At 57.1% G+C, this 18,233-nt stretch carries 18 protein-coding genes; 8 read left to right on the top strand and 10 right to left on the bottom strand.

Annotated elements, in window-relative coordinates:
• Nucleotides 1–35: 35 nt before the first annotated feature.
• Both IPM21_01945 and purH read right to left on the bottom strand, forming a co-directional pair.
• Nucleotides 36–1,007 (bottom strand): nuclear transport factor 2 family protein, encoded by a 972-nt coding sequence (locus tag IPM21_01945; GenBank protein MBK9162679.1) that lies wholly within the window; start codon nucleotides 1,005–1,007, stop codon nucleotides 36–38.
• A 315-nt stretch (nucleotides 1,008–1,322) separates the two neighbouring features.
• Nucleotides 1,323–2,972, bottom strand: coding sequence for a bifunctional phosphoribosylaminoimidazolecarboxamide formyltransferase/IMP cyclohydrolase (gene purH, locus IPM21_01940; GenBank protein MBK9162678.1), 1,650 nt, complete (start codon nucleotides 2,970–2,972; stop codon nucleotides 1,323–1,325).
• 471 nt (nucleotides 2,973–3,443) lie between these two features.
• Here purH and IPM21_01935 point away from each other — a divergent pair, with 471 nt between their 5' ends.
• From IPM21_01935 to IPM21_01925, 3 genes are read left to right on the top strand one after another with little or no spacing between them, the layout of a single operon-like run.
• Entirely contained in the window at nucleotides 3,444–4,790 is a 1,347-nt protein-coding gene (locus IPM21_01935; protein ID MBK9162677.1) for a hypothetical protein, read from the top strand.
• On the top strand, nucleotides 4,780–5,907 hold the full coding sequence (locus IPM21_01930; protein MBK9162676.1) for a hypothetical protein: 1,128 nt from the start codon (nucleotides 4,780–4,782) through the stop codon (nucleotides 5,905–5,907). Before IPM21_01935 ends, IPM21_01930 begins: the two co-directional genes overlap by 11 nt.
• A gap of 1 nt (nucleotide 5,908) precedes the next feature.
• Nucleotides 5,909–6,205, top strand: coding sequence for a Smr/MutS family protein (locus tag IPM21_01925; GenBank protein MBK9162675.1), 297 nt, complete (start codon nucleotides 5,909–5,911; stop codon nucleotides 6,203–6,205).
• Nucleotides 6,206–6,214: 9 nt separating this feature from the next.
• Here the strand turns inward: IPM21_01925 and IPM21_01920 are convergent, their stop codons facing one another.
• Nucleotides 6,215–6,469, bottom strand: a complete 255-nt coding sequence (locus IPM21_01920; protein MBK9162674.1) for a hypothetical protein — start codon at nucleotides 6,467–6,469, stop codon at nucleotides 6,215–6,217.
• A gap of 161 nt (nucleotides 6,470–6,630) precedes the next feature.
• Between IPM21_01920 and IPM21_01915 the strand changes: the two genes are divergently transcribed.
• On the top strand, nucleotides 6,631–7,059 hold the full coding sequence (locus IPM21_01915) for a hypothetical protein (protein MBK9162673.1): 429 nt from the start codon (nucleotides 6,631–6,633) through the stop codon (nucleotides 7,057–7,059).
• On the opposite strand, the gene IPM21_01910 is transcribed toward IPM21_01915, so the two are convergent.
• The 3 genes from IPM21_01910 to IPM21_01900 form a co-directional block, all read right to left on the bottom strand.
• Entirely contained in the window at nucleotides 7,056–7,694 is a 639-nt protein-coding gene (locus IPM21_01910) for a carboxypeptidase regulatory-like domain-containing protein (GenBank protein MBK9162672.1), read from the bottom strand. The genes IPM21_01915 and IPM21_01910 overlap by 4 nt on opposite strands.
• A complete protein-coding gene (locus tag IPM21_01905) occupies nucleotides 7,687–8,673 on the bottom strand; it encodes a GDP-mannose 4,6-dehydratase (protein MBK9162671.1) in 987 nt (328 codons plus the stop codon). Before IPM21_01905 ends, IPM21_01910 begins: the two co-directional genes overlap by 8 nt.
• A 136-nt stretch (nucleotides 8,674–8,809) precedes the next feature.
• Nucleotides 8,810–9,769 carry an SDR family oxidoreductase gene (locus IPM21_01900; protein MBK9162670.1) on the bottom strand — a complete coding sequence of 320 codons (960 nt, stop codon included), beginning with the start codon at nucleotides 9,767–9,769 and terminating at the stop codon, nucleotides 8,810–8,812.
• A gap of 253 nt (nucleotides 9,770–10,022) precedes the next feature.
• Between IPM21_01900 and IPM21_01895 the strand changes: the two genes are divergently transcribed.
• The 3 genes from IPM21_01895 (at nucleotide 10,023) to IPM21_01885 (ending at nucleotide 15,029) form a co-directional block, all read left to right on the top strand.
• Entirely contained in the window at nucleotides 10,023–11,858 is a 1,836-nt protein-coding gene (locus IPM21_01895) for a M20/M25/M40 family metallo-hydrolase (GenBank protein ID MBK9162669.1), read from the top strand.
• Between the two features lie 146 nt (nucleotides 11,859–12,004).
• Nucleotides 12,005–14,134, top strand: coding sequence for a S9 family peptidase (locus IPM21_01890; protein ID MBK9162668.1), 2,130 nt, complete (start codon nucleotides 12,005–12,007; stop codon nucleotides 14,132–14,134).
• Nucleotides 14,135–14,432: 298 nt separating this feature from the next.
• A complete protein-coding gene (locus IPM21_01885; protein MBK9162667.1) occupies nucleotides 14,433–15,029 on the top strand; it encodes a hypothetical protein in 597 nt (198 codons plus the stop codon).
• Nucleotides 15,030–15,044: 15 nt separating this feature from the next.
• Here the strand turns inward: IPM21_01885 and gatA are convergent, their stop codons facing one another.
• From gatA to IPM21_01865, 4 genes are read right to left on the bottom strand one after another with little or no spacing between them, the layout of a single operon-like run.
• Entirely contained in the window at nucleotides 15,045–16,439 is a 1,395-nt protein-coding gene (gene gatA, locus IPM21_01880; GenBank protein MBK9162666.1) for an Asp-tRNA(Asn)/Glu-tRNA(Gln) amidotransferase subunit GatA, read from the bottom strand.
• 6 nt (nucleotides 16,440–16,445) lie between these two features.
• Nucleotides 16,446–16,862 (bottom strand): hypothetical protein, encoded by a 417-nt coding sequence (locus IPM21_01875; GenBank protein MBK9162665.1) that lies wholly within the window; start codon nucleotides 16,860–16,862, stop codon nucleotides 16,446–16,448.
• Entirely contained in the window at nucleotides 16,859–17,140 is a 282-nt protein-coding gene (gene gatC / locus IPM21_01870) for an Asp-tRNA(Asn)/Glu-tRNA(Gln) amidotransferase subunit GatC (GenBank protein ID MBK9162664.1), read from the bottom strand. Before gatC ends, IPM21_01875 begins: the two co-directional genes overlap by 4 nt.
• Before the next feature lie 6 nt (nucleotides 17,141–17,146).
• Nucleotides 17,147–17,458, bottom strand: coding sequence for a DUF721 domain-containing protein (locus IPM21_01865; GenBank protein MBK9162663.1), 312 nt, complete (start codon nucleotides 17,456–17,458; stop codon nucleotides 17,147–17,149).
• A gap of 49 nt (nucleotides 17,459–17,507) precedes the next feature.
• Here IPM21_01865 and maf point away from each other — a divergent pair, with 49 nt between their 5' ends.
• Complete coding sequence (maf, locus tag IPM21_01860; GenBank protein ID MBK9162662.1) at nucleotides 17,508–18,116, top strand: septum formation protein Maf; 609 nt, start codon at nucleotides 17,508–17,510, stop codon at nucleotides 18,114–18,116.
• The last annotated feature ends 117 nt before the right edge of the window (nucleotides 18,117–18,233 follow it).

The raw sequence follows: 18,233 nt of genomic DNA, 5'->3' as shown, positions 1-18,233 counted from the left end.
TTGCACCGCAGGCATTTTCTTGTATTGCGTTCGGCTTACATCGCCGGTGATTCGAACATAAAGGCAAGCTTCCATGCATCGCCTTCCTTCACATAGACCGCCGATTGATAGAGCGGGCCGTTCTTTTGCCCGTCGCAGGAGCCATCCGCGGCGCCTTTGAGCGTCAGGATCTCGACCGTAGGCGAGATCGCGGTCGCAACGGCATCGGTGATCTCGGCCTTCGTCACGCCTTCGCATTTCATCGTTTCGGTCCAGACCTTGATCGCGTCGGCCTTGGTGGCGACGTACGTGCCCATCGGATCGACGAACGAAGCGGCCGCGGCCATGTTGTCGTTGAACCACTTCGCGTCTTTTGCCTTCCAAGCGTCCCAGCCGCCCTGATGCATCTTCTTCAGTGCCTCGGTGTTCGGGCCGGCGGCCGGCTTTGCAGTGTCAGCCGAAGCTTCCTCTTTCTTCTCACCCGAAGCCGCAGGCGGAGCGGCGGGCGGATTCTTCGGGTCGATTATCGGGGTCTCGCTGTGGAATGCGGCCTTCCAGTCAGAGCCTTCGCGGACCCAAATGGTCGCCGCACGGGTCGGGCTCGGGACCTTTTCGGTCTTGCCGTCCATCGTGCAAGTTCCGTCAAAGTTGCTCTTATAGACCATCACGTAAGTGTCGTCATTGAGCTTGGCCATCTGTGCATCTTCGTGCGACCACGACTTCGCCTCGCATTTCACCGAGCCGATCATCTTCATCTCATCGGCCTTGGCGTAGCGTTTTCCGCCGCTGAAGCCAACGAACTTGTCGGAAAGCATCTTGTCGAAATGGGCGGTGTCGCCCTTGGTCCAAGCCTCGTAGGCCTTTTTCTCCATTTCGATGAATGCCTCCTTGGTCGGTGCCGCGGGTTTGGCGGCCGTCGCGTTAGCGGCATTGGCGTTTGCCGCCGTGTTGCCCGTATTTGCCGCCGGGCCGCCGCATGCCGAGACGAAGGCCAGCGAAGCGGCGATGATAAAAGTGAATAGTTTCATTCTAGTTGCCTCCAAGTGTTTCGGTTCGAACAAAAACAGGGAAGTTTGCGAGCAGCCGACGGTTTGATCACCCGAGCGGCCAAGCTGTACGGGAGCGAACATGCGGTGAGAGGCAATCTGTGAGGCGGATTCAGCGGGAAATATGACACAAGTGACGGGCGGATGCAATACCGGGGAAAAATAAAGACCCGGAGATTTGCTTTACGCAAACCCTCCGGGCGTTGCTTCAGTTGTCCTGTATTTGGGAATAGTAAAACAGTCTTAGACGGATGTCAAGAAAAAGTTAAGGTAAAACATTAACAAACTTGTTTAACACTAGTGCTTAAAATGACGGATACCGGTGAATGCCATCACGATGCCGTGTTCGTTCGCCGCGTCGATCGATTCTTCGTCCTTAACCGAGCCGCCGGGCTGAATTATCGCCGCGACGCCAATTTTTGCTGCCTCGTCAACGTTATCGCGGAACGGGAAGAAGGCGTCCGAAGCGAGCACCGAGCCCTTGACCGGGAGCTCGAAGCGTTCGGCCCGCATCGCTGCGATGCGGACGGAATCGACGCGGTTCATCTGTCCGGCACCGACGCCGATGGTGCGGCCGCCTGCGGCAAGAACGATCGCATTTGATTTCACATGCTTGCAGACGGTCCAGGCGAAGAGCATCTCGCGGATCTCGTCCTCGGTCGGCCGGCGGTTGCTGACGATGCGGAGCATGTCCTCGGCAAGGCGGTGCGAATCGGTTTGCTGGACGAGCATCCCGCCTGTGATCTGACGGACCTCAAGCCCGGTCGCTCCCATCTCCGGGTGAACGCGAAGCACGCGGAGATTCTTTTTCGTTTCAAAAACGTCGAGTGCGCCCTGCGAAAAATCCGGGGCGACGACGACCTCAGTAAAGACCTTTACAACCGCCTCGGCCGCCTCGGCATCGACCGTTCGGTTAAAGGCGACGATGCCGCCAAATGCTGAAACGGGATCGGTCGCGAGGGCTCGTTGGTAGGCCTCAAGATTAGTCGAGCCAAGCCCGACACCCGAGGGATTTGTGTGTTTGATGATCGCGACGGCGAGGTCGTCGAAGTCCTGCACAAGGTTCCAGGCGGCCTCGGCATCGACGTAGTTGTTGTACGACATCTCCTTGCCGAGAAGCTGCTCGGCATTGGCGATGCCGCCTTCGTTTCCGGTGGTGTAGAGGGCTGCTTTCTGGTGCGGGTTTTCGCCGTAGCGAAGGTCGGTTACCTTATCGAGAATGCTGTCGAGCGTCGGCGGGAGCGGGTTGCTCAGGTCGTATTCTTCGCCCTCGTCGTCATCGGCGTCGATGAACATCATATCGCCGAGCGGGTTGAATTGCTCGAGCTGTTCGAGCTCATCGTCCGAGAGCTGCTCGGCAAGGTAGGACGAGATCGCGAGGTCGTAGCTAGCCGTGCGGGTGTAGGCGAGCGTTGCCAACCGCTTACGTGTTTCCATTGAGAGCGATCCGGCGGTCTCCTTCATCTCGGCGACGAGGTCGGGATAGAGCCGCGGATCGGTGACGACCGCGACACTTCGCCAGTTCTTTGAAGCCGAGCGGATCATCGCCGGGCCGCCGATGTCGATATTCTCGATCGCTTCCTCAAGCGAAACGCCTTCCTTGGCGATGGTTTCTTCGAAGGGGTAAAGGTTAACGACAACGAGATCGATCGGCTCGATTCCGTGCTGCTCCATCGCCGCCACGTGCTCGGCGTTGTCGCGGAGGGCGAGGAATGCTCCATGGATCTTCGGGTGGAGCGTTTTGACGCGGCCGTCCATCATTTCAGGAAAGCCGGTCACTTCGCTGACGTCCGTCACGGCGACGCCGCTTTCGCGAAGCGAGCGGGCCGTGCCGCCGGTCGAGAGGATCTCGACACCATTCAATTGAAGATACTGGGCAAGTTCAACTATACCCGCCTTGTCCGAAACACTTATTAGAGCCCGCTTGATCTTAACGTTACCTGACATTTGATCTCCCTCTGGAATGAATAAAAACTACACTCTACCACTTGGGTTATGCGGAGCGGAAATTCGGAGGGTTTGCGAGGTGTTTGAAATACAAAAGCGGCCGCGAAAGGCCGCCGATTGAAGCATGAATATGACCTGCGAGCGTCGAGGGCTCAGCATAATTGCTACCCTATGCCCCGCCGTTTCTTAGAAAAAGAACCGGCCGAAGAACAGGATGCTCAGCACGACTGCTAGGACGTACACTACAATTTTGATGACACTCATACTATCCTTGGAAATGTGATAAAGAGCCCGTCAAAGTACCTTCCAAACTTTAAGTTTATGCCTGCACGCGGTGAAGTGTCAACGAGGTTAAGGCTCAACAAGGCTGTATTTTGGGCATTTCTGTTAATTTTACAAATTTTTACATTTGCCGCTGCGCAAGGCTCTGACGTCGAAATTAGGCTAGATCTCGAGGCAAAAAAGGCAGCGGTGACGGGGAGCTATGTCCGCAATGATGAGCAGGCGGCGAAGAGCAATATCTCTTTCGTACTCGGTGTTGCGGGCGTTGAGGGCTTAGGCGAGAGGCTAGGCGAAGTTCAAGCTTTTGATGCGGATAGTGCAGAGCTTTCGCTCCGTCGGCTTGTTGCGGGCGAGTATCTCGCACCGCGGCCGCCCGTGCGTTGGAGCTACGATATCGATCTCCGGCCGCCCGCGAATCGCCTTGCGTCACCGCATCTTTCGTGGCTCGGAAATGCGGGCGGGCTCTTGATGCTCGGTGATCTGCTGCCTTTTGAGGGCAGGCGTGAGCGGTCGGCTCGGGTCAAGGTAGTACTACCTGAAGGCTGGCGAGCGGTCTCGACATACAAGGCCGGGCCGGACGGTTCGATGGTCATCCCCGATGTTTCGCGGGCCGTGATCGCGATCCTAAGAGAAGGCGAACGGCCGATCGAGTTTCGCTCGAGACGCGGCACGAAATATGAAATGCTCATCACGGGTGAGTGGCAGTTCACCCGTGCGGACGCCGAAGGGATGCTCCGCGAGATCGCGGAGGAATATGAGAAGCTCTTCGACCGCGGCCCGGCGGAGAATGTCCTCGTCAACCTACTGCCGTTTCCGCAAGGCGGCGGGGTCGGCGAGTGGGCGGCGGAAACACGCGGCCAAACGGTCACGATCGTCTCAGGCGACACGCCGTTCAAAACGCAATCGACACAGCGGCTGCACGAGCAGCTTCGGCACGAGCTTTTTCATCTCTGGCTGCCGAATGGCGTCAAACTCACTGGGAACTATGACTGGTTTTACGAGGGAGCGGCGCTTTATCATTCACTGAAGACCGGAGCGAGGCTTGGGCGGATATCTTTCACGAACTTCCTTGAAACGCTCTCGCGAGCAGCGGCGATCGAGGCGAGAATGCCGGCCGGTTCGCAGCTAATGTCGTCCGGCGGAAGATGGTCGGGAAACTCGACCGGCGTCTACGCCCGCGGCATCCTGACCGCGTTCGCACTTGACCTTGCGATGCAGGACGCGAGCCGCGGAAAGCGTTCAATGGATGGTTTTCTCAAGCGGCTTTATACCGAGAATCGTGAACGCGAGGCCGACGGCAATGCGACGATCCTGCGGATGCTCGGCGAAGCGCCGGAAACAACGCTGATCGCCGAACGGCACATCAAAGGAAGCGACAGGCTTGAGCTCGGAAAGCTCGCGCTTCCGGCGGGCATTTTATGGGACGGCCGGAGATTCACCCTAAGCGAAAAGCCGAACGGCCGGCAGAGGGCGATACTCCGCGATCTGGGTTATAATAGCGAGCGTCGAAGACCGAGATATCAGAATGAGAAGTAAAGTAGCATTCCTAATCCTTACCATTGCGCTCGTGGCCACGCAGCCGGCCTGCAGCCTTTTAGATTCGACCGTCGACACGTTCTCGCAGGCGGTCGGGCTCTCCGATACGGCGATCGTGATCGCGAAAACGGCGCAGATCCGCACGTCGTATGCGGTCGTCGCGGCGGACCTTCTTGAGGTAAAACGCGGCGAGCGGCTCGATGTGCTCGACCAGATGGAGTTTGAGAAGGTGATCTGGTACCGCGTCCGGGCTCGCGATGAGGAAAACACCGAAGGCTGGATCGAGGCACAGAACGTCATCACAAGCGAAGTGCTCGAGCGGTCGCAAAAGCTAGCTGAGCAGTTCAAGGACCAGTCTCCACAGGCAGCCGGAAAACTGAGAGCGGCGTCAAACCTTCGTCTCGGGCCTGAAGTGAATGCAGAAAATGTGCTTTTTCGGTTATCGAATGGTTCGAACTTCGAAATAATGGACTGGAACTTTGTTCCCAAACAGCAGGTCGTCGACCCCGAAGACCCCGCCGCTCAACGGGGCGAGGTAGATGAAGACATTGCTGCCGCGAAAGAAGCCAACGAACCGGAAAGGCTCGATGAGAAATACGACATCTGGTATCTGGTGAAGCTTGATCCTTCGGTCTCGCCGGCTCCGGCGGGCTGGCTTTTTGGCCGACAGGTCGAACTTGATATCCCGAGCGAGATCGCCTTTTTCCAGCAGAACAATCGGAAGTTCGTCACCTGGCAGCGGCTCGACAGCGATGCCCAAAGCAGTTCTGTCACGGCAGACCGCAATGCGACGCCGGGCAATTGGGTGATACTCACACGCACGAATGTTTCGAAAGCGATCGACGGCGAGGAGCCGGACTTTGACGGCATTCTCGTCCTTGCGTTCGATAAATACAATCAGAGCTTTTACACCGTCTGGCGTTCGACCGGCGAGGTTTGGGGGACGCTGCCGCTGAGGGTCGAAGGCTCGGGCGACAACAAGACGTTTTCGATTCGCATTCGGCATCCTGAAGGAAGAATGGACGAGAAGCGTTTCGTCGTTTTCCGCGACCGCAATCGCGTCCGCGTCACGCAGCCCGAGGACATCGCACAATACTACACAACGCAAGGCCGGTGAAATGGAAGATGATCTGGAAAACCCGTTTCCGGAAACGGTCGAGCTTGAGATAACGGATTCGCTCGATCTTCACGCCTTTCACCCGAAGGATATTAAGGCCGTAACCGAGGCTTATCTTGAGGAAGCACGGCGGAAGGGGTTTCGGATCGTGCGGCTGATCCACGGCAAGGGCATTGGCGTTCAGCGTGAGATCGTAAGAAAAGTGCTCTCGGAGACAGACTTCGTAAGCAGCTTCAAAAGCGGCGACGAGATGTCCGACGGTTGGGGAGCGACGATCGCGGAACTCAAAGTCGAATAGCCTCCCGCTTTATTCGATCACGTCCGCCCAATTATCTTCGTGCTCCGGAGCAGCACCGAAAGCTCCGAGCAATTCGTCCTGTTCGGCCATTCGCTCCTCGGCCCGCTCGAGCCTGGCGGAAAGTGCACGACACCGGCGTTCGAGCTGACGCAGTCTTCGTTTGCGTTCCTTATCCAGCCGATCAAGGTAAAACATGTAGGCCATTTGGAGCCCGGCGACACCGGTCAGGACAAGACAAAGACAGATGAGAACGTAATAGAGCATTAGTTTCCCCCTTGTGCAACGAAAGCGGGCCAAACGAGCTATCTTCGCTCGAACAGTTTGGCCTTTTTCCGATAGTTTCGGATTATACTCTTGACCTATTGGAGATGAAAGGCAAAAATCATAAGCATTTCTGATGTTGCGGTAAAAGGGCGGCTGAAATGATGAACGACCTAAAACTTGTTTACACGCTTTTATGTGACGATGTCCGTATCGAGATGGGCAACAAGATCTCGTTGATGGGTATCTTTCAGAACATAATGGTTGAGAAGCTGCCGATATCGCTGATCAAATTCGCGGTGATCAACCATTGGACCGGCAGCGGCCGCTACGATACGGAAGTGCGGATCCTTGCACCGGACAGGGAGCGGGTCGTCGTCAGTTCGCAACCGACCAAGATCGAGCTTGCCACTGGCGGCTTTACCGACAACGTCAGCTTTTTCGTCAATATAATGCTCGAAAGCCCGGGAACCTACTGGGTGCAAACTCTGGCTGATGGCCGCGTGCTTGAGGAATTTCCGCTGATGGTGATCGACCAGAATGGGCTTGAAGCTTCGGCAGCTCCGGACGAGATATCAGAGACGATCAACTAACGGTCGTTGCGTGAGATATCGAGCGAGATCGCAGTACGGTAGATCGCAGCAGTTTCTACTTCAATATCTTTCGAGGCACTAACGCCCTTAAAACTTGCGGTGACGCGAAGCTTTGCCGGTCCCTCGGGACGGCGGAAGGTGAACTCGCCCTGCAAGGAAGTGAACGCCTGGCCTAATCGTTTCAGCGAGCCGTTGCTGCCGACCTCAAAGAGTTCGACCTTTGCACCCTGCATACTGTTTCCTTCCTTAAAGAAAACGCTTCCGCGAATGATGACGAGCGTGCCCTGATCTACATTGAGAATCAGGCGGTCGCCGATATTTCGTACGCTATTCTTGACCTCGACGCCATAGCGGATGCCCGAGGCAAAGCCCGTTGCATCGACCACAACATTGTAATTTCCCGAAGAAAGCCCATTGATCTCAAAGCTCCCGTTTCGGTCTGTTGTTGCCGAGCGGACGTCCTTGCCATCGAGCCGTGCGGTGACGGTCGCGTTTGGGATGGCTTTGCCGGATACGGTGCGAACTCGCCCTTTGATCCCACCCGACTGAGCCGCACTCTCGGCGGGAAATAGCAGAATAACGAACGCCGCGAGCGATGCGGCCGCGAGAGTTGAAATTAATGTACGTCTAAGCATTCGTAGATCCGGCGGCGGAGCTGCCTTTCGCCTCGCGGATAACATCATTGATGATGTCAGCAAGGCTTCGGGTTGGCTGGTAACCGATCATTCGTTTGGCCTTGTCGAGGCTCGGGACGCGTCGCTGCATGTCCTCAAAGCCCTCGCCATAGGCTTCATCGTATGAAACGAAGTGCAATTCGCTCGTGCTTCCGGTGAGCTCAATGGCCTTTTCAGCAAGCTGCTTGATCGAGGTCTCTTCGTCGTTTCCAAGGTTAATAACTTGACCGAGGCAGGACGGCGTGTCGAGCACCTTTGTTAGCCCCTCAACGACGTCAAGCACATGGCCGAAACAGCGGGACTGTGTGCCATCGCCGTGAATTGTGATCGGCTCGTTTTTCATCGCGGCGTGAACGAAGCGAGGCACGACCATTCCGTATTGCCCGGTCTGCCGCGGGCCGACGGTGTTGAAAAGCCGGACAACAACGACCGGCAGCCGCGTTTCCTTAAAATGGGCGAGAGCGAGGAATTCATCAAGCGTCTTGGCACAGGCATATGCCCATCGGTGCTTGTCGGTCGCGCCGGTCAGCAGGTCATCTTCCTCGCGGAAGGGAACCGAAGCACCCTTGCCGTAAACCTCGGACGTGCTAGGGATGAGCACCGGCTTGCGGTAACGCGAGCAGAACTTAAGCACAACATCGGTGCCATGGAAGATGGTCTCGATGGTCTTGACCGGCTGTTCCATGATGAGCCGGACGCCGACGGCGCTCGCCATGTGGAACACGCGGTCGGTATCGCGGATCAGGTCTTCCATCAGCGACTGGTTCATCACCGTGTCGATGATCAGCCGAAAACGCTCGTGGCCCTCAAGGTGCTCAATGTTGGCGTAACGGCCGGTCGAAAGGTCGTCGATGACCGTGATGGAATGCCCTTCGGCAATGAGTTTGTCTGCAAGATGGCTGCCGACAAATCCGGCCCCGCCTGTGATTAAAATTTTCATATGTCAATTGCCACTAGCTTCAGATAGTGGTTTACAGCTAAAAAAAAATCTCGGGCTTTAGCCCACCATTCGGCTAAAGCCTAAAAACTTTGTGTGTTGCCCTACCACTAGCTAAAGCTAGTGTCAATTGAAACGATCAATCGCGAGCAGTAGCAGCCGCATCACCGATCGACTCAGCAAAATAGGCAACGGTCTTCCTCAGTCCCTCAGCCAGCGACACCTTCGGTTCCCATCCGAGCAACTTCTGGGCTCGCTCGATGTTCGGCTTTCTCTGCTTCGGGTCGTCCTGCGGCAGCGGAAAGTGTTTTATCTCGATCTGCTTTCCGGTCGCTTTGCCGACCTCTTCGGCGAGTTCATTCATCGTAAATTCGCCGGGATTGCCGATGTTGACCGGGAGATGAATGCCTTCGGCCTCAGTGTTCATAAGGCGAATTAAGCCATCGACGAGGTCGCTGACGTAACAGAACGAACGCGTCTGGCTGCCATCGCCGTAGATGGTCAAGGGCTCGCCTCTGAGTGCCTGGACAACGAAGTTTGAAACCACGCGGCCGTCGTTTTCCATCATCCGCTCGCCGTAAGTGTTGAAAATACGGACGATACGGGTATCGACGTCATTTTGCCGATGATAATCCATCATCAGCGTTTCGGCGACGCGTTTTCCTTCGTCGTAGCAGCTTCGCGGGCCGATCGGGTTCACATTGCCCCAGTAATCTTCTGTCTGCGGATGAATAAGCGGATCGCCGTAAACCTCGCTGGTCGAGGCCTGAAGTATCCGGGCCTTTACCCTCTTCGCCATCCCGAGCATGTTTATCATGCCCATCACGCTTGTCTTTACGGTCTTGACCGGGTTGAACTGATAATGGATCGGCGAGGCCGGGCAGGCGAGGTTATAGATCTGGTCAACCTCAAGCAGGATCGGTTCGGTGACGTCGTGGCGGACGAGCTCAAAGCGGCGATCGTCGAAAAGATGTGCGACATTCGCCTTCCGCCCGGTGAAGAAATTATCGAGGCAAATCACCTCGTTGCCCTCATTGAGCAGCCTTTCGCAAAGGTGCGAACCGATAAATCCGGCACCGCCGGTAACCAATATCCTCATTTTATGTGATCGATCTGATATAGACGCCCGCACTAAACGGCGGCAAAGAGTGATTATCACCGAACCGGAACGATTACGCAATGGTTTTGGGAATCGAAAAGCGGTTTCTTACGTGGCTTGTATGAAACATTGGCATCGGCCTGTGCGTAAATAACATCGTATTCAGCACACATCGCACGACATTGACTTGCCCACCTGCGGCGCAATCCAGCAAAATGGTCTGCGAATCACACATTTAGGAGACAATTGATCGATGTTCAAGAGAGAAAGACTCGCATTTTTACTAGTTTTGACGATGGTTGCGCCCGGGCTTGTCCTCGCGCAGCCGGCACCGGCCGTCGAACGGCCTTCGGTTGACCGCATCCGCGACGAGGGCATGAACCGCTCGCAGGCAATGGCGACGATGAAGTACCTCAGCGACGTTATCGGCGCCCGGTTGACCAACTCGCCCGCACAACGCCGGGCAAACGCCTGGACCAAGGAACAGCTCGAAAAGTGGGGCATGAAGAATGCCGCCATCGACCCCTGGGGCGAATTTGGCAAGGGCTGGGAACTGAAGCGGTTCACGGCCTCGGTCGATGCGAACGGCGAATTCGTCGCATTCCGCTCATATCCGAAGGCATGGTCGCCCTCGACCAATGGAGCCATCACCGGCGACGTGGTCTATGTTGACGCGACCGATGAGGCGGGCCTTGAGAAATACAATGGCAAGCTGAAAGGTGCGATCGTCTTCACCGCTCCGGAACGCCGCGTTGAGCCGGGCTTTAGTCCGGTCGCTTCGCGTACGTCGGACGACGAACTCGCCAAGCTTGATGCCGCAAAGCCGCAGGATAACGTCCAGCAGAACCGCGGACGCCAAGGCGCTGGGGGAGCGGGCAATCAATCGTTCAACCAGCGAAAGTACCGCTTCTACTTTGAAGAAGGCGTTGCTGTTTTGGTCGAGCCGAGCATGGGAACTGATTCGGGAACGATCCGCGTCATGGGAGCCTCGCCGGCACCGACGACGCCGGTTCCGGGCCAGAGCCCGTTTGCGGGAATGCGAGTTTATTCAAAAGGAGCTGCTCCGACCATTCCGCAGCTTGTCGCCGAGACCGAGCAATACAACCGCGTCTATCGTCTTCTGAAGCAGGGCATCCCGGTCAAGATGACGGTCGATCTGGCGGTCCAGTTCTTTGGGGACGATCTGCAGGGCTACAACACCATCGCCGAGATCCCGGGAACGGACCTCGCCGATGAGGTCGTAATGATCGGCGGCCACCTTGATTCGTGGCACGCCGGCAACGGCTCGACCGACAATGGTGCGGGCGTGACGGTCACGATGGAAGCGATGCGTATCCTCGCGGCGACCGGCCTCAAGCCCCGCCGGACGATCCGGATCGCACTCTGGACCGGTGAGGAGCAAGGACTGCTCGGTGCCCGCGGTTACGTTGCGAAGAATTTCGCCCGTATCGGCGATGGCTCGGACAACGCAGCCTTTGCCGCACTCTCAGGCGGCCCGCGGACGCTGACAAAGCTTCCGGCTTACGACAAGTTTGCTGCCTACTTCAACCTCGATAATGGCACGGGCCAGATCCGCGGCATCAACATGCAGGGCAATGAGGCCCTGAGGCCGATGTTCCGCACTTGGTTTGAGCCTTTCCACGACCTCGGTGCAAAGACCGTTAGCATCAATTCGGTCGGCGGAACGGACCACCTCGCCTTCACGGGCGTTGGGCTTCCGGGCTTCCAGTTCATTCAGGACCCGATCGAATACTTCGGCCGCACCTGGCACACAACGCAGGACGTTGCCGATCGGACGATCGAAGAGGACCTGAAGCGTTCGGCCGTGATCATGGCGACCTTTGCCTATAATGCCGCGATGTCGGATGAGAAGATGCCGCGTCAGCAGGCGGCCGCCGGCGTCGCATCGCTGATCCCGGGCTTTGATTACCGTGCACTCAACGACGAGCAGGCGTTCGCCGCTCTCGGGCTCGGCCATCAGGTCTGCGGCTATCCGGTCCGACCGGAAGAACTGCCGAACGGGTTCCCGTCGATGTTTGCCGTCAGCACCTTCTTCCGCGATGGTGCAGAAGCAACCGCCGGCGAATAGTGCGGTTTCAATGAACAAAGGGCTGCATCGCTTTCCGCGGTGCGGCCCTTCATCTTTTGCCGAACCCGAAACAAAGGAATATCATCGAACGTATCAACTTCTGTTAACGCCACATATTCGGGAGCCATCAAAAATAAGGAGCAACGATGATGAAGAGACTGCTGTCATTTGCGACAATAGCACTGCTAGCGAGCAGCGGCCCGGCCGCACTCGCCCAGAAAGATATGAAACCACCCGTAGCGAAAAAGGTCCCGAGTGTCCTTAAGATCCATGGATACGAGATCACGGACAATTACGCATGGATGCGTGACCGTAACGAGAAGAAAGCCCCCGAGATCATCAAGTATCTTGAGGATGAGAATGCCTACGTCGAGCACCACATGGGCAAGCATCAGCCGATGGTCGACGAGCTCTATAAGGAAATGCTCGGCCGGATCAAACAGACCGACCTGAGCGTTCCGGTCAAGCGGGGCGACTATTGGTACTTCTCGAAGTCCGAGGAAGGAAAGCAGTATGCGACCTATCTCCGCAGCAAGGCCGCGGACGGGGCGAACCCCGAAGTTCTGCTCGACCTGAACAAAATGGCCGAGGGCTTTAAGTATTTTGCTGTCTCCAACGCTGAACCGAGCGACGATGGCAATATGCTCGCTTATGCGACCGACACGACCGGCTATCGTCAATATACCCTCCAGGTCAAAGATCTCCGCACCGGCAAGGTGCTTCCGGATAAGATCGAGCGGGTGACCAGCGTCGAATGGTCGCCGGATGGCAAGTTCCTCTTTATCGGCCAGGAAGACGCGGTCTCAAAGCGTTCCGACAAGGTCTGGCGGCACGAAGTCGGGACGAAGAACACCGAGCTCATTTTTGAAGAAAAGGACGTGCTCTTCAACACGGGCATCGGGCGTAGCCGCGATAAGCAGATGTATTTCATCGCTTCATTCGCCAAAACCTCGAGCGAATACCGCTATCTTCCGGCCAACGCGGTCAAGGACGGCGTGTTCAGCGTGCTCTCGCCGCGGCGTGAGGGGCATGAGTATTCGGCCGACTTCAACAACGGCGAGTTCTTTATCAGAACGAACAAGGACGCCGAAAACTTCAAAGTGATGCGGGTCGGGCAGAAGGATCCGAGCGAAGACAACTGGAAGGATTACATCCCGCACAACCCGGCCATCAAGATCGAGGGTATCGATTTCTTTAAGGATTTCGCCGTTGTCTCGGAGCTTGAGAACGGGCTTGAGTACCTCCGTGTGATGGATATGAAAACGCGGCGGGCACCGATGCGGATACCGACCGACGAAAGCGTTTACACGATGAGTCTCGCGTACAATCCGGAGTACGAAACGGACGTCATTCGGTTTGGTTATTCGTCGATGATCACGCCGCAATCGACCTTTGAATTCAACCTGCGAACGCGGCAATCCAAGCTCATCAAGCAGCAGGAGATACCGAGCGGCTACGACAAAACGCAGTATGAGACGACCCGCGTTTGGGCCGATGCCCGCGACGGCGTAAAGGTCCCGGTCATCCTGATGATGAAAAAGGGCACAAAGCTCGACGGCAAGTCGCCGATGCTGCTTTACGCTTATGGTTCATACGGTGCCTCGATGACGCCGAACTTCTCGACCGCCAGGCTTTCGCTGGTCGATCGCGGAATGATCTTCGCCCTTGCCCAGATCCGCGGCGGCGGCGAGCTTGGCGAAAAGTGGCGGCAGGACGGCCGAATGTTCAAGAAGATGAACACCTTCAACGACTTTGTCGATTCGTCGAAGTGGCTGCTTAAGAACAAATACACATCGAGCGACCGGCTTGTAATTCAGGGCGGTTCAGCCGGCGGCCTGCTGATGGGTGCGGTGATGAACCAGGCTCCGGAACTCTACAAAGCCGCGATCGTGCAGGTGCCGTTCGTCGATGTGATGAACACGATGATCGACGAGACGCTGCCTCTGACGACCGAGGAATGGGATGAATGGGGCAACCCGCGGGACGACAAAAAGGCCTGGGACTATATGTACAGCTATTCACCATATGACCAGATAAAGAAGATGGCGTATCCGAATATGCTGGTCGAGGTTTCGCTAAACGACAGCCAGGTGCCGTATTGGGAAGGAGCAAAATATGCGGCCAAGATCCGCGAATACAAGACGAACGACAGCGTCGTCCTGCTCAAGACCAACATGGGTGCCGGCCACGGCGGTTCCTCGGGCCGCTACGACCGCCTGAAGGAAGTGGCGTTCGAATATGCCTACGCACTGACACAGGTCGGGATAACAGAGTAAGGGCGTTTTAGCCAACAAAAGCAAAAAGCGGGCTCGCACAATGCGCGGGCCCGTTTTTTTTGCATTCGGCCTGAGAAGCGCTTGGCTGTAATTGGTTTCGGGTGTATATTCGCCGCGAGGTTCTTTCAATGTGGAGCTCTCGCTCTCGCGGCGGCGGCGGTTACGCAAAAAGCCGATGCTCTTGCAGTCTCGATGTTAGACGAACGGGATTTGCTCCCGTGTTACCGATCAATCATAAAATTTCGTTCCGGCCGGCGGCGTTTGTTGCCGGCAGGAAGAACCGGAGGATATTCAGATCATGGCGAGATATTTTGCACTTCGCGACAAGCGACTCGGGGGCGGTGTCCCTTCACGAGCTAATCTTTCAATCTTTAACACAGATGCCGAGGTGGCCTTGGCAAATGCCTTTGCGAGCATTAACGGTACGGCTCGGGCATCCGGCGGCAAGATCCACTCGATGTTCGTGCTTTGCCACGGCTATGCCGGATCGAATCGAAATGCCGCGATGTCGATGGACGCGGGCGGTATGGGGCTCCAGCTTGGCCGCGAGAATGTGCTGCATACGAACGTCGCAATGTGGTCGGCGATCGCGGGCAAGGTTGACAACATTGTCGTTTATTCGTGCGGGGCAGGTGATACCCAGCCGGGCAATGAAGGCACGACAGCGGATGGCCAGTACCTGATGGGAGCACTCGCGATCCACACCAATGCCAACGTTTACGCTGCGGACAAGATACAGTGGTACCGCAGGCACGAAGGCCTATCGAACGGCAGATATGAATTCGGAGCATGGGAAGGCACTTTGTTTTGCTTTCCGCCGAACGGGAACTCGCCGATGATCGTCGCCGCACCGCCGGTCGAGTTTAGCGATGTAATGATGGGCTCGGCCCCTTAGCCGTTGTTCCGGTCTTTATTCAGCGTGGATCAGCGGCTTGGCGTCGAGCGGGTGTTCGGTGCCGTAAATATTTGCGGCATTGAGCAGGTCGCCCTCGGCCCAGTAATTCCCGACGAGCTGGACGCCGATCGGCAGGCCTTCGGACGAAAGCCCGCAGGGAATGCTGATCGCGGGCAGTCCGGCGAGATTTGCCGAAACGGTGTAAATGTCGCTCAGATACATCGCCAGCGGGTCGTCGGAGCGTTCGCCCAAGCGGAAAGCGGTGGTCGGCGAGGTCGGCGTCAGCACGAAGTCGCAGTTCTCGAAAGCCGTCTTGTAGTCATCACGGACGAGAGCCCGGACCTTCTGTGCCTTGGAGTAATAGGCGTCGTAATAGCCGCTCGAGAGCACATAAGTGCCGAGCATTATGCGGCGTTTGACCTCGGGGCCGAAGCCCTCTTCGCGGGTCTTGAAATACATTCGCCGCAGCTCGTGAGCATCCTCGGCACGAACGCCGTAGCGGACGCCGTCATAGCGGGCAAGGTTTGACGATGCCTCGGCGGTCGCGATGATGTAATAGACCGCGATGCCGTATTTGGCGTGCGGGAGTTCGATGTCAACCACCTCGCAGCCGAGCTTGCGGAAATTATCGATAGAAGCTTCGACCGCCGCCCGCACTTCCTCATCAAGCCCTTCGCCAAAGAACGCCCGCGGCACGCCGATGCGTTTGCCTTCGAGGCTGCCGTCGAGCATCGATGAATAATCCGGCACCGGAACGTCTGCCGAGGTCGAATCAAGCGGGTCACGGCCGGCGACAACGCCAAGGACATCAGCGATCTTGCCCGCCGAGCTGCCAAAAACACCGATCGCATCGAGCGAAGACGCAAACGCGACAAGCCCGTAACGCGAGATGCGTCCATAGGTCGGCTTTAGGCCATAGATGCCGCAAAGAGCCGCGGGCTGACGCACCGAGCCTCCCGTCTCTGAACCAAGGGCAACATCGACCACACCCGAAGCCACAGCGACTGCCGAACCGCCCGAGCTTCCGCCGGGAACGCGTTCCGGGTCCCAGGGATTCCGAGCCGGGCCGAACGCAGAGTTCTCGTTCGAGGAACCCATCGCGAACTCGTCCATGTTGGTCTTTCCGACGGTGACGGCACCGGCGGCGTTAAGCCTCTGCACGGCGGTCGCGTCGTAATGGGCGGTATAGTTCGCAAGTATCCGCGAGCCGCACGAGGTGCGAATGTCTTTGGTGCAGATGTTGTCCTTGATGGCGATCGGCACGCCGCGGAGCGGAAGCTCGCCCGAGGCATTTTCAATGGCTTCGGAACGCCCGAGAGCATGATCCCGCTCAATCGACAAAAACGAGCCGAGCTGGTCATTTAGCCGCTCGGCATTGGTCAAAACGCGTTCGATCTCGTTCTTTAGCATCAGGTCTCAGTTATTAACTTTATCGATCAGCCAGGCATCGCCCGAGCGTTCCATTTCAACCGTGATCGCTCGCTGTTCCGTGCGGGTCTCGTCACGCCAGAAGAGCAGCACCTCGAACGACGTCCGCCCCTCGGCCGGTTTTTCGCAGCTCCCGATCCTGAACGCTCGCGGCACATCTGCGGTGCCGGAAGTGAATGGGTCGGCGTCACCGGTGGCCGCCGTGAGCGACTGATAGAACCGGTCGGTCAAATGCCGCCGCTTTTCCTCGAGCCGTTCCTTTGAGAAAAGCATATCGCCGGCAAAATGGGTCGAGTAAAACTCCCGCAACGCGGGCCGCGACTCGCCGCACTCCGCCGGCTCGAGCTGCGGCAAGCTGCACCCGGCGGCGAAAATGGCGGCCGCCATCAGCCAGGCGATCTTCATAGTACCTTCGGCACCTGAAAGTGGCCGTCGGTTGAGGCCGGAGCACGGCTCAGTGCCGCTTCAGTCCCGAGGCTTGTGCCGATCTCGTCTTCGCGGATCGCGTCGGTCGCCTGTCCGGCAGCGGTCAACCCGCCGAGCATCGGCTCAACGTCGCCGGTATCGAGCTCATTGAGCTGCTCAATATAGCCGACGATCTGCTCCATCTGCGGCGTGTAGATGGCGACCTCTTCGTCGGTTATCTCCAAATGAGCGAGCTTTGCGATCTTTTTGACATCCATATTTGGTCAATCTTCTTTCGACTCGGCAAACAATTCGGGGGCGGCCGCGATCTCGATATAGCGGACCATGCTCTTGCCGAGGAAACGATTCATCTTAGCGACCAGCTCCGGCGCGATCGAATCAAGCTGGGCTTTCCAATTCTTGTCCTTAGTGCCGACGACCAGCCGGCCCTTGGTGAAACTCTGTGCCCGCGAGGCCTCGGCGATCGCCTCGCCAACGGCCGGCCGCCAGAGCGATACGATAACGGTCTCAAGAATGTCCGGGTCATCGGGCAGCGATCGGACGAAAGTAGGTACAAGGTTTGAAAATCGCTCCATTTGCCAATCTGCTCCGATCTAATATCATCTTAAACGAGAACATTTAGAAATGCTAAATCACGACCAGAAAGACGGCATTTTGCCGGAGATAGTACTTGCCTCGGGGAGCCCGCGGCGATCGGAGATACTTGCTTCCGTCGGCTGGAGCTTTGTAAAGGACGTGCCGGAGATCGACGAAAGCCTACGCGAGGGCGAGACCCCCGAGGCTTATGTTGAGCGGCTGGCGGTTGAAAAGGCGGCCGCGATCGCGGGCCAGTGGCCGGGACGCGTCGTACTCGGGGCGGATACGACCGTTGTGCTCGGCGGCGAGGTCATCGGCAAACCGGCCGATATGGACGACGCCCGGCGGATGATCCGTCTGCTCTCAGGCGAAGTGCACGATGTGATAACCGGCGTCGCGCTCGTTCGCGATTCAACCGCAGTTTCGGGAATACAACGGACGGCCGTGACGTTTGCAGAAATGAGCGAGGCGGAGATCGAGTTTTTGGCACTTGAGGGCGACCCGCTCGACAAAGCCGGAGCATATGCCGTACAGGCCCAGGCGGCGCTCTTCATTCGCGGCATCAGCGGCGACTATTGGAACGTCGTCGGCCTGCCGATCAATTTGGTGTATGAGCTGTATCGCGGTTTTGAAGCCGCAATAGGTGAAAAGGCTTGAGGCGCTTTGAGACCTTGGTCTGGATTTGATCTGTCGCGGTCGTTACCGTGGAGAGCTTAATCAGTGGCTTTCGGTTCTGCTTCTGTATGTTCTGTGGTTCATGGCTCCCGAATGGTT

It is taken from the genome of Acidobacteriota bacterium (assembly GCA_016716435.1).
In the GTDB taxonomy this organism is placed as follows: domain Bacteria; phylum Acidobacteriota; class Blastocatellia; order Pyrinomonadales; family Pyrinomonadaceae; genus OLB17.
Note: the sequence above shows the minus strand (reverse complement) of the source record. Positions and strands in the feature narration are given on the sequence as shown.

Coding starts and splice junctions, on each gene's coding strand:
- IPM21_01920 (MBK9162674.1), bottom strand. CDS start 6,469: ATGCTCTATTACGTTCTCATCTGTCTTTGTCTTGTCCTGACCGGTGTC.
- purH (MBK9162678.1), bottom strand. CDS start 2,972: ATGTCAGGTAACGTTAAGATCAAGCGGGCTCTAATAAGTGTTTCGGAC.
- IPM21_01910 (MBK9162672.1), bottom strand. CDS start 7,694: ATGCTTAGACGTACATTAATTTCAACTCTCGCGGCCGCATCGCTCGCG.
- IPM21_01930 (MBK9162676.1), top strand. CDS start 4,780: ATGAGAAGTAAAGTAGCATTCCTAATCCTTACCATTGCGCTCGTGGCC.
- IPM21_01885 (MBK9162667.1), top strand. CDS start 14,433: ATGGCGAGATATTTTGCACTTCGCGACAAGCGACTCGGGGGCGGTGTC.
- gatC (MBK9162664.1), bottom strand. CDS start 17,140: ATGGATGTCAAAAAGATCGCAAAGCTCGCTCATTTGGAGATAACCGAC.
- gatA (MBK9162666.1), bottom strand. CDS start 16,439: ATGCTAAAGAACGAGATCGAACGCGTTTTGACCAATGCCGAGCGGCTA.
- IPM21_01865 (MBK9162663.1), bottom strand. CDS start 17,458: ATGGAGCGATTTTCAAACCTTGTACCTACTTTCGTCCGATCGCTGCCC.
- IPM21_01945 (MBK9162679.1), bottom strand. CDS start 1,007: ATGAAACTATTCACTTTTATCATCGCCGCTTCGCTGGCCTTCGTCTCG.
- IPM21_01890 (MBK9162668.1), top strand. CDS start 12,005: ATGATGAAGAGACTGCTGTCATTTGCGACAATAGCACTGCTAGCGAGC.
- IPM21_01895 (MBK9162669.1), top strand. CDS start 10,023: ATGTTCAAGAGAGAAAGACTCGCATTTTTACTAGTTTTGACGATGGTT.
- IPM21_01915 (MBK9162673.1), top strand. CDS start 6,631: ATGAACGACCTAAAACTTGTTTACACGCTTTTATGTGACGATGTCCGT.
- IPM21_01925 (MBK9162675.1), top strand. CDS start 5,909: ATGGAAGATGATCTGGAAAACCCGTTTCCGGAAACGGTCGAGCTTGAG.
- maf (MBK9162662.1), top strand. CDS start 17,508: ATGCTAAATCACGACCAGAAAGACGGCATTTTGCCGGAGATAGTACTT.
- IPM21_01905 (MBK9162671.1), bottom strand. CDS start 8,673: ATGAAAATTTTAATCACAGGCGGGGCCGGATTTGTCGGCAGCCATCTT.
- IPM21_01900 (MBK9162670.1), bottom strand. CDS start 9,769: ATGAGGATATTGGTTACCGGCGGTGCCGGATTTATCGGTTCGCACCTT.
- IPM21_01875 (MBK9162665.1), bottom strand. CDS start 16,862: ATGAAGATCGCCTGGCTGATGGCGGCCGCCATTTTCGCCGCCGGGTGC.